General features: G+C 72.1%; 8 protein-coding genes. 4 read left to right on the plus strand and 4 right to left on the minus strand.

Going from position 1 to position 9,791, the window contains the following annotated elements; genetic code table 11:
• The first annotated feature begins 142 nt into the window (after positions 1-142).
• From L3K22_RS15145 to L3K22_RS15160, 4 genes are all read left to right on the plus strand, one after another.
• Positions 143-985: a PTS sugar transporter subunit IIA gene (locus L3K22_RS15145; RefSeq protein ID WP_263312125.1), complete on the plus strand. Its 843-nt coding sequence runs from the start codon at positions 143-145 to the stop codon at positions 983-985.
• A gap of 65 nt (positions 986-1,050) precedes the next feature.
• A complete protein-coding gene (ulaA, locus tag L3K22_RS15150) occupies positions 1,051-2,601 on the plus strand; it encodes a PTS ascorbate transporter subunit IIC (protein ID WP_263312126.1) in 1,551 nt (516 codons plus the stop codon).
• 317 nt (positions 2,602-2,918) lie between these two features.
• The gene (locus L3K22_RS15155; RefSeq protein ID WP_263312127.1) at positions 2,919-4,571 is read left to right on the plus strand and encodes a sodium-dependent transporter; all 1,653 of its coding nucleotides are present in this window, start codon (positions 2,919-2,921) and stop codon (positions 4,569-4,571) included.
• Positions 4,572-4,730: 159 nt separating this feature from the next.
• On the plus strand, positions 4,731-4,844 hold the full coding sequence (locus L3K22_RS15160) for a methionine/alanine import family NSS transporter small subunit (RefSeq protein ID WP_082358729.1): 114 nt from the start codon (positions 4,731-4,733) through the stop codon (positions 4,842-4,844).
• A 163-nt stretch (positions 4,845-5,007) separates the two neighbouring features.
• Here the strand turns inward: L3K22_RS15160 and L3K22_RS15165 are convergent, their stop codons facing one another.
• The 4 genes from L3K22_RS15165 to L3K22_RS15180 form a co-directional block, all read right to left on the minus strand.
• Positions 5,008-5,832: an energy-coupling factor transporter transmembrane component T family protein gene (locus L3K22_RS15165; RefSeq protein ID WP_263312128.1), complete on the minus strand. Its 825-nt coding sequence runs from the start codon at positions 5,830-5,832 to the stop codon at positions 5,008-5,010.
• Entirely contained in the window at positions 5,832-7,763 is a 1,932-nt protein-coding gene (locus L3K22_RS15170) for an ABC transporter ATP-binding protein (protein WP_263312129.1), read from the minus strand. Before L3K22_RS15170 ends, L3K22_RS15165 begins: the two co-directional genes overlap by 1 nt.
• 28 nt (positions 7,764-7,791) lie before the next feature.
• Complete coding sequence (locus L3K22_RS15175) at positions 7,792-8,721, minus strand: DUF8171 family membrane protein (protein WP_263312130.1); 930 nt, start codon at positions 8,719-8,721, stop codon at positions 7,792-7,794.
• A gap of 114 nt (positions 8,722-8,835) precedes the next feature.
• The coding region (locus L3K22_RS15180; protein WP_263312131.1) for an HAD family hydrolase at positions 8,836-9,791 on the minus strand (956 nt) is incomplete at its 5' end.

A 9,791-nucleotide genomic window follows, 5' to 3' on the forward strand; every position in this document is an offset into this window, starting at 1 on the left:
CATGCCTCCGGTTGCGGGGTCGTGACATGCAGGGTGGGTGGGTCTCGTCGCACCGGGTCAGGCGCGCTCCCCCATCGCCGACGGTTCAGGCGTAGCGTTTCGATCCCGCCCCGCGTCGCCCTCGTGAGAAGAGGCCCTTGACATGTCACAGCTCAGCGAACTGCTCTCCCCGTCCGCGATCCTCCTGGACGCCGATGCCGCCGACTGGCGCGAGGCGATACGTCGCTCCGGCGAGCTGCTGGTCTCCACCGGCGCCACCGACCCCGCCTACACCGAGGCGATGATCCGCACCGTCGAGGAGCACGGCCCCTACATCGTCATCGCGCCGGGATTCGCGCTCGCCCATTCCCGGCCCGACGAGTCGGTGCATCGCACGGGGATGTCGTTCGTGCGCCTGGCGGAGCCGATCGCCTTCGGCAACGCGGCCAACGACCCCGTCACGCTGGTCATGGCGCTGGCTGCAGCGGACAGCTCCGCGCACCGCGAGGCGCTCGCGGCCCTCGCCGGGGTGCTCGCCGACCCGGCCCGTCGTTCCCTGCTCGACGCGGCGCGGACGCGAGAGGACGTGCTCGCAGCTCTCGGGGCCGACGGCACTGGTCCGGGCGAGAGGTCGGCAGAGGACTCGCGGTCCGGCGCCGAGGCTGGGACCGACACCGGCTCCGGCACGGGCGCCATGGTCGTTGCCGACGCCGTCCCCTCGAAGAAGCTCCTGCTCACGGTGTGCGGGAATGGGCTGGGCACCAGCCTGTTCCTGAAGAACACGGCCGAGCAGGTCCTGGAGCGCTGGGGCTGGTCCTCGCATCTGGACGTCCAGGCCACCGACACGATCTCTGCGAAGGGCCGCGCCAAGGACTCCGACGCGATCCTCACCTCCGGGGCGATCGCGGACACCCTCGGCGAGGTCGGCGTGCGCGTCGAGGTGATCGAGAACTTCACCTCGCAGGCGGAGATCGACGCGGCCCTGCGCCGTATCTACGCCGTCTGACGCGTCCGCCCTCTCCGACCTGTCGGCCGCCCCTCCCCCGTCCCCCAATTCTCCGGAGAAGAACCATGAACGTGCTCGTCACGATCGCCGAGTTCCTCGTCAACGAGGTGCTCTCCGTCCCCGCCTATCTCATCGGCATCATCACCGCGATCGGCCTGGTCGCGCTGCGCAAGCCCGTCGGCCAGGTCGCGGGCGGCGCCCTGAAGGCCGTGCTCGGCTTCCTGCTCATCGGCGCGGGCGCCACGCTCGTCACCGCCTCCCTCACCCCGCTGGGAGTGATGATCCAGGGCGCGCTCGGTGCCCAGGGCGTGGTCCCCACCAACGAGGCGATCGCGGGCATCGCGCAGGAGGAGTTCGGCGCCCAGGTCGCGTGGCTGATGATCCTCGGCTTCGTGGTCGCGATCCTGCTCGCCCGCTTCACGCCGCTGCGCTACGTCTTCCTCACCGGCCACCACCTGCTGTTCATGGCCACCCTGATCACGATCGTGATGGCCTCGGCCGGGATGCCGACCGTGGTCGTGGTGGTGCTCGGTGCGGCGCTGCTGGGCATCCTCATGGTGGCCCTGCCCGCTCTCGCCCAGCCCTGGACCCGGCGGATCACCGGGGACGACTCGATCGCGATCGGTCACTTCGGCACGGCGGGCTACATCGCCGCCGGCGCCGTCGGCCGACTCGTCGACCCCACGGGGCGCAGCCGCTCCACCGAGGACCTCAAGGTCCCCGAGTCGCTCCGCTTCCTGCGCGACTCCATGGTGGCCACCGCCCTGACGATGGTGCTGATGTATCTCGTGGTCGCCGTCGCGTATCTCGCGCGGGCCGGACAGGAGACCGCCTTCGGCGCCTTCGAGGGCGGGGCGACGGGGGTGGGCAACTACCTCATGCAGTCGGTGACCCAGGGTCTGCAGTTCGGCATCGCGGTCGCCGTGATCCTCTTCGGCGTGCGCACGATCCTCGGCGAGCTCGTCCCCGCCTTCCAGGGCATCGCGGCGAAGGTCGTCCCCGGCGCGATCCCGGCCCTCGACGCCCCGATCGTGTTCCCCTACGCGCAGAACGCGGTGCTGATCGGGTTCCTGTCGAGCTTCGCGGGCGGTCTCGTGGGCCTGCTGGTGCTCGGCGTGTGGCTCGGCCCGGTGCTCGGCCTCGCGCTGATCCTGCCGGGCCTGGTCCCGCACTTCTTCACCGGCGGCGCGGCGGGCGTGTACGGCAACGCCACCGGCGGACGGCGCGGAGCGGTCGCGGGCGGTCTCGTCAACGGCCTGCTGGTCACCTTCCTGCCGGCGCTGCTGCTGAAGGTGCTGGGCACCTTCGGCTCCGCGAACACCACCTTCGGCGACACCGACTTCGGCTGGTTCGGCATCCTCATCGGCTACTCGGCGCGCACCGGGGTGCTGCCCGGCATCGTCCTGCTGATCGTGCTGGGCGCCGTGCTCCTGGGAGCCGCGATCCTCATGCAGCGTCGTGCAGTGGACACGGGCTGGGATCCCTCGCCCGCGCGCGCCCCCGTCGGAGCCGGGGCACAGGCCGGGGCCGACGAGCCCTCCCGCCCCGCGACGACCCATCCGCGCGTCGCACCGCCCGTCGGCGCCCCGACGCCTCCGCCGCCGCCCGGCGAGTGATCACCGCGGGTGCGTCGGCGCAGCAGCTCCGACGCACCGGCAGGTCCGCTCGCCCGGGCGCCGCCGGGCGGACGGAGCCGATCTGCCGCGCCCGTCCCGCGCGCGTCCATCCCTCGGGACGGTACGATCCCCCCACGGTGCCCCGCGGCGATCCCGCACCGCGCCGTGCGTCGGACCGCCCATCCCTGCGGTCCAGGGCCGTCTCCCGCGGCCGCCGTGCCGTCGTCCCCTCCGGCGGCGCGTCTTCCCCGGGTCGCCGACGTCGTCGACCTCTCTCCCCCGCGCCGTGACCGGCGCAGCTCACCCGGAGGCTCATCGTGAGTGCACCAACCCCGTCCGCCGGCGCCGCCACCCGGAGCGCCGATCGCGGTGCGTTCCGCGGCCGCACCGCCTTCATCTTCGCGGCGATCGGCTCCGCCGTCGGCCTCGGCAACATCTGGCGCTTCCCTGCGGTCGCCTACGAGAACGGCGGCGGCGCGTTCATCCTGCCGTATCTCGTCGCGCTGCTGACCGCGGGCATCCCGCTGCTCTTCCTCGACTACGCGATCGGGCACCGCTGGCGCGGCTCCGCCCCCGCGGCGTGGCGCCGCTTCCGCCGCTGGACCGAGTTCATCGGCTGGTGGCAGGTGCTGATCGCCCTGATCATCGCGCTGTACTACGCGCTGATCCTGGCGTGGGCGACGAACTACACCATCTTCTCCCTCGACCAGCGCTGGGACTCGCACCCCGAGGGGGCGGCGGGCTTCTTCGGCGAGTACACCCAGGCTCTCGGCGGGGCCGACGTGGCGATCTCCTTCGACTACGTCCCTGCGGTGCTGATCTCCATGCTGGTGGTGTGGGTCGCGGTGATCGTGGTGATGGCGCTCGGCGTGCAGAAGGGCATCTCCGCCAGCGCGGTCGTGTTCATCCCGCTGCTGATCGTCATGTTCATCATCCTGGTGGTGCGCTCGGTGTTCCTGCCCGGAGCGGTCGACGGCCTGGACGCCTTCTTCCGCCCGAACTGGGCCGCGCTCGCCGATCCGGGCGTGTGGATCGCCGCCTACGGGCAGATCTTCTTCTCGCTGTCGGTGGCGTTCGGCATCATGCTCACCTACTCCTCCTACCTGAAGAAGAAGACCGACCTCACCGGCTCCGGCCTGGTGGTCGGGTTCGCGAACTCGAGCTTCGAGATCCTCTGCGGCATCGGCGTGTTCTCGGCGCTGGGCTTCATGGCGCAGGCCCAGGGCGTCGCGGTCGACGAGGTGGTCGTCGCCGGTGTGGGCCTGGCGTTCATCGCCTTCCCGACGATCATCTCCGAGGCCCCGGCCGGCGCGCTGATCGGCGTGCTGTTCTTCGGCTCGCTGGTGCTGGCGGGCTTCACCTCGCTGATCTCGATCGTGGAGGTCGTGATCGCCGCGGTCCAGGACAAGTTCGGCCTCGCCCGCGTCTCCTCGACCCTGCTGGTGTGCGTGCCGATCGCGGTGGTCTCCACGATCCTGTTCTCGACCACGATGGGGCTGCCGCTGCTGGACGTGATGGACAAGTGGGTCAACGAGTACGGCATCGTCGCGGCGGCGCTGGTCTCCTCGCTGATCGTCGCCTTCGTGGTCCGCGGCATGCCCGCCCTGCGCGACCACCTGAACTTCCGCGGTTCCTTCCACATCGGCCGCTGGTGGTACGCGTGCGTGGCGATCATCGCGCCGCTCGTGCTCGGCGTCTCGCTGATCATCAGCACGATCAGCCTGCTCTCGGCCGACGGCACCTATGAGGGCTATCCGGGCTGGTTCGTGCTGACCTTCGGCTGGCTGATGGCGATCGGCCTGGTCGTGGTCGCGGTGATCCTCTCGCTGATTCCGTGGCCGGCCGGATCGAACCTGTACAAGGACGACTCCGACGGCGACCCGATCGCCCCCGAGGTCGTCTCCGGCAAGGGCCTGGTGACCACGCCCGAGGCGACCACGCCTCACGAGCTGCGCTCCGCCGGGCTCTGAGGTGCGAGGTGCCGGGCGGCGATCCGCCCGGCACCTCGTCCCCGGCGAGCTGCACTCGACTCCTCCCCACCCGACCGCCCGACCCGTCTTCCGCCGGCACCGCGCCGGCCCGCACGACTCACCGCCGGTCCCGCACCGGCCCGTTCCCCAGGAGGGATCATGTCCGTCCCCGCCATCGTCATGATGATCGTCGCGATCGTCACCGTCTGGGGCGGCCTCGTCGCCGCCGTCGTCAACCTCCGCAGCCACCCCGAGGCGCCCGAGGAGGACTGAGCCTCACCCCCGGGATCCGTGCCCCGCGCCTCGGATCCCGTCGCGGCCCACGAGCATCCCGTCTGAGCTGTCGCAATGGTGACCCCATAGCGACAGCTCGGACGGGATGCCTCTGGGTAGCCCCGGTCCTACGAGGCCACGGCGACCGGGGCCGGGTACGGGCTCAGACGAGGCCGGAGATCCTCGCGCCGAGCGGGAAGGCGGCGACGACGAGCGCCGCGCTCACCAGCAGCACCACGAGGTCCAGCACCGAGATGCGCAGGTAGGCGAGCCGCAGCGAGCGTCCGGCAGGGTTCGAGGCACCGTAGGTGAAGCCGCGCGTCTCGAGCGCCTCGACCGTCGTGCGCACGTTCTTGGCGGTGTTGAGCATGATCGGGTAGAACGCGGTGACGGCGAGGACGCACCACTGCCACACCACCCGCCAGCCCAGCAGGCCCGGCCTGTCCACCGGAGCGTGGCGCAGGCGCTGTCCCTCGAACACGGTCACGTACTCGTCCACAAGGATCGGCAGCATCCGGTAGCCGTAGCTGACGCCGAAGGCGAGCAGCTCGGGGGCGTGGAACCACAGCAGCGCGTCGGAGAGCTTCTCCGGGTCCAGGGACACGAACGCGGCCATCGAGGCCATGGAGACGGCGCCGAGCTTGAGGTTCAGCTCGGCGAGCGCGACGAGGGTGTCGAGGTTCCCGCCGAACAGGAACGACGCCGCGAACAGGCCGATCACGTTGCCGAGCAGGCCGATGAGGAACAGCCCCAGCACCAGCGGCCCCACCCGGGCGAGGGCCACGGAGACGACGCCGAGCGCGAACAGCACCAACAGCACGCCGGTGTCATGGGTGAGCCAGGGCGCGATCGCCATCAGCAGGTACCAGGCCAGCACGATCCGCGGATCCATCCTCGAGAACAGCCCGCCGCGGGTCGAGTACGCGGTGCGCAGCAGCTCGAGCCGGATCCAGTCGACGCTGAGCACGTCGTGGGTCTTGCGCGCCATCAGCGCACCTCCTTCGCGGTGGGGCCGAGGGGGACGGCCGACGGGTCCGGCGCCGCGGGTGCAGACGGCGGTGCGGGCGCGGCCGACGGGCCGGACTCGCGAGCGGCTCCGGCGGGCTCCGGCAGCCATTGCCGCAGCTCGGCCGCGGTCAGCGGCAGAGGATCCAGGCCCAGCTCGAGCGCGATGCGCGCGGCCTGCGGCGGGACCAGCCGGGTGCGGGCGGTGAGCTCGGGGCGGGAGAAGAGCTCGCGCGGGGTGACGTCGGCGAGCACCTTCCCCTGGTCGAGCACGAGGACGCGGCTCGCCCAGGTGGCGACGAGCTCCATGTCGTGGGTGGCGACGACGGCGCAGCGCACGGTCTCTGCGAGCGCGGCGAGCATGGCGGTGACGTCGTCGCGGGAGCGGATGTCGAGGCTCGAGGTCGGCTCGTCCAGGAGCAGCAGCGAGGGCCTCATGGCCAGGCCGATGCCGAGCGTCGCGCGGCGCTGCTGGCCGCCGGAGAGGGAGCGTCCGTCGCGGTCCGCGAGGGCCGAGAGTCCCACGTCCTCGATGATCCTCTCGACGATCGCCTCCGCGTCGGGCACCTTCCGCCCACGCGGGAACAGGGCGATGTCCTCGCGCACGGTGTCCTTGAGGAACATCTGCTGGGGGTGCTGGTAGAGGTAGGAGACGTGGCCGGCCATCTTCGCGGCCGAGCGAGTGCGAGTGTCGATCCCGTCGACCGTGACGGTGCCCGCGCGCGGCACGATCAGGCCGGTCAGCAGCTTCATCAGCGTGGTCTTGCCGGCGCCGTTGGTGCCGACCAGCGCCACGCGCTCCCCCGCCCGGAGGTCGAGGTCGAGGTCGTCGAGCACGGTGGAGAGGTCGCCGGCGACGGAGCGGTAGCCGTGGCGGACCCCGCGCAGCGTGGCGACGATCTCGGCGGGCGCTGCGGACCCGTCGGCCGCAGCGTGCGCAGCAGCATCGGCGGCCCCGTCACGGGTCGGCGGTCGGCCGGGCCCGCCGGCGGCAGGCGCGTTTCCAGGGACGGCCTTCCCCGCCGGCCGCTCTCGCGCCACCGGCCGCAGGGCCGCGGCGGCGGAGGGGACGTCGAGCGCGACCGGGCGCGCACCGACCGCAGAGGAGAGCGCGACCGCGTCCGGGGCGGGAACGCCGTGGGCGGCGAGGTCCGCGTGGCGGTCCATCGCCTCCTGGACGGGCAGGTGCCAGACGGGCGCGCCGTCGGCCATCAGCACCACGGAGCGGGCGAACTCCGCGATGAACTCGGCGTGGTGCTCGATGGTGATCACGGTGATGCCGTCGCGCTCGTTGAGCTCGCGCAGTCGCAGGTAGATCTCGCGGGCGCGGGCCGGATCGAGCTCGGCGACGGGTTCGTCGACGACGATCACCGCGGGGCGCAGGGCGAGCACCGCGGCGAGGGCCACGAGATGGGACTGGCCGCCGGAGAGCTGCCACACGAACTGGTCGCGCAGATGGGCGATGCCGAGATGCTCGAGGGCCTCGTCGGTGCGCTCGCGGTAGTCGGCGTGGCCGAAGTTCAGCGGCCCGAAGGCGACCTCGTCGCGGACCGTCGGCCGCACCAGCTGGTTCTGGAAGTCCTGGTAGACGTAGCCGACGCGGCTGGAGAGCTCCGCGACGGACGAGTCCCAGGTGTCGACCCCGTCCACGTGCACGCTTCCGGCGAAGTCGCCGTTCCAGTAGTGCGGGACCAGGCCGTTGAAGGTCTTGCACAGGGTGGTCTTGGCGGAGCCGTTGCCCCCGACCACCGCCACGAAGTCGCCGCGCTCGATGGTGAGGTCGACGTTGCGCAGGGTGTCGCGGTCGGTGCCCGGGTAGCGGAAGGACAGGTCCTTCACGCGGATCACGGGCTCCGCCCTCCCGTCGCGGGCGGGTGCCGGGGCGGGGGCGGTGGTCGGGGGAACGGTCTGCATCAGGGTCTCCGGGTTCTGGGGTCGTCGCTCAGGCGCGGTCCGCGGTCTCCCGCGAGGACTGCGCGCGGCGGAAGAGCAGGATCGCGATCCCCAGGACCACGGCGATCGCGAGCACGGAGACGAGGGGGAACCAGTCGCCGAACCGGTCGATGAAGTCGGGCTCGAAGGCACCGGCGGAGATGTCGAACGCCTCGAGGAAGGCGAAGCCGAAGCTCGTCACTCCGAGCAGCACCGCGAAGCCGACGAAGGTGCCGGAGATCCGGGCCTGGCCGGGGATCGGCTCGCCGGGGACGCGGGGGCGCATGCCCATCAGCGGCTCGATCTTCCCGTGCAGCGCCGGGATCAGCCACATCGCGGGGATCGCGCCGAGCAGGATGCCGGACATCAGCACGTCCACGCCGAGGCCGAGGAGCTCGAGCGCCAGCATCGACTCGGGCAGGCCCTCGACGAACTCCGCGTCCTCCACGCCGATCCACACCTTGGAGAGGTCCACGATCGCGGAGAGGATCTTGTCCACGAGCACCAGCACGATCGCGCCGAGCGCGATCTGCCCCCTGGAGCGGGGGTTGCGGATCAGGGAGCCGGCGATGAACACGGCGAGGAACATCTGCAGGTAGCCCTCGACCTCGGCGAGGCCGGAGAAGTCACCCATCAGCAGGTCGGTGAACACGATCTCGCCGAGCGGGGCTCCGAGCGCGGCCCAGAACGGGGAGAACAGCGCCGCGATCGTCAGCGGCACGAACACCATGTAGGACACGGAGATGTCGACGGGGCCGATCGAGGGGTCCGGGATGATCTCCAGGATGATGTTCGACAGGCCGAACAGCGACATCGACAGCACGAAGATCATGAGCTTCTGCGAGGTGGACAGCTGGGCGCTGCGCACCCCGTCGATGGTGCCGCGGAGGGCGCCGCGGCGCTCGTCCTCGGCAGGACGGGGAGGGTTCTGGGTGGTCACGGGGGTCTCCTTCGAGTGGTTCGGGGCGAGCTGGACGGACTGCGGCCGGGGAAGCGGGTCGCAGGGACGGTCGGCGAGGGGACGGGGGACGACGGTGCCGCGCGGGCACCGGGATCAGGGGGTGGTGCTGCGCGCTTCCGCCGCGGGCGACGGACGCGCGGCCTCGCGCAGGCGCTCGACGAGCAGCTCGATGAGCGCGTCCGGGGAGTCGAGGAGGTGGTCGGCGAGACCGTTCGCGAGCGCCTCCTCGAGCGACTCGTCGGAGTCCTTGCCGCCGCGCAGCAGGCAGACGGTGCCGATGCCGGCGTCCTTGCCGCCGCGGCCGTCGTTGACGGTCTTGTCGCCGACGTAGACGACATCGGCGGGTTCGGTCTCGAGCCCCGCGAGCGCGGCCTCGAAGATCTCGCGGCCGGGCTTGCGCACCCCGATCTCGTCGGAGTAGGCGGAGGGGCCGAGGTCGGCGAGCACGCCGTAGCGGGCGAGGATCTCGCGCACGCCGCGGCCGGAGATCGTGTTGGAGACGATGCCGACGACGATGCCCTGCTCGCGGCACCAGCGGATCAGCTCGAGCGCGCCGGGGCGGGGTGCGGGCAGGGACTTCGCGCGGTGCAGGGCGAGGGAGAGCTGCGCGCCGTCCAGGCGCAGCGCAGCGCGCAGCGGCTCGGGCAGCCCCTCCCCCACGAGGTCGCCCCACAGCACGGCCGGGTCGATCTCGTCGTGGCGGTGCGCGGGGTCGGCCGCGGTGTCGAGGTCACGGGCGTCCAGGGCGCGGCCGTCGCGGGCGCGCTTGCGGGCGCGGTGCCGCTCCCAGCCGTCGGCCACGGCACGCGCGGCGGTGGGGAGGTCGATCGGGTGGCCGATGCGCTCGGAGAGCTCGACGATCAGCGCGCCGACCTCCTCGTTCCGGGACGGCTTCGGGGTGGACAGCGTGATCACGCCGCCGTGGTCCAGGAGCACGGCGGGTCGCCCGCGGCGCGGGGCGGTGGGTGCGGCACCGGCCGAGGCGACCGACGGCGGCGCTGCGGCCGACGGGCCGCCGCCGGACGGGTCCGTACCCGGCGCGGTCGCCC

Origin of the sequence: Brachybacterium atlanticum, from assembly GCF_025669985.1 — a bacterium.
In the GTDB taxonomy this organism is placed as follows: Bacteria; Actinomycetota; Actinomycetes; order Actinomycetales; family Dermabacteraceae; genus Brachybacterium; species Brachybacterium conglomeratum.

Excerpts from the sequence above, each read along its gene's own strand:
- ulaA (WP_263312126.1), top strand. The coding sequence starts at position 1,051 with ATGAACGTGCTCGTCACGATCGCCGAGTTCCTCGTCAACGAGGTGCTC.
- L3K22_RS15145 (WP_263312125.1), top strand. The coding sequence starts at position 143 with ATGTCACAGCTCAGCGAACTGCTCTCCCCGTCCGCGATCCTCCTGGAC.
- L3K22_RS15170 (WP_263312129.1), bottom strand. The coding sequence starts at position 7,763 with ATGCAGACCGTTCCCCCGACCACCGCCCCCGCCCCGGCACCCGCCCGC.
- L3K22_RS15160 (WP_082358729.1), top strand. The coding sequence starts at position 4,731 with ATGTCCGTCCCCGCCATCGTCATGATGATCGTCGCGATCGTCACCGTC.
- L3K22_RS15165 (WP_263312128.1), bottom strand. The coding sequence starts at position 5,832 with ATGGCGCGCAAGACCCACGACGTGCTCAGCGTCGACTGGATCCGGCTC.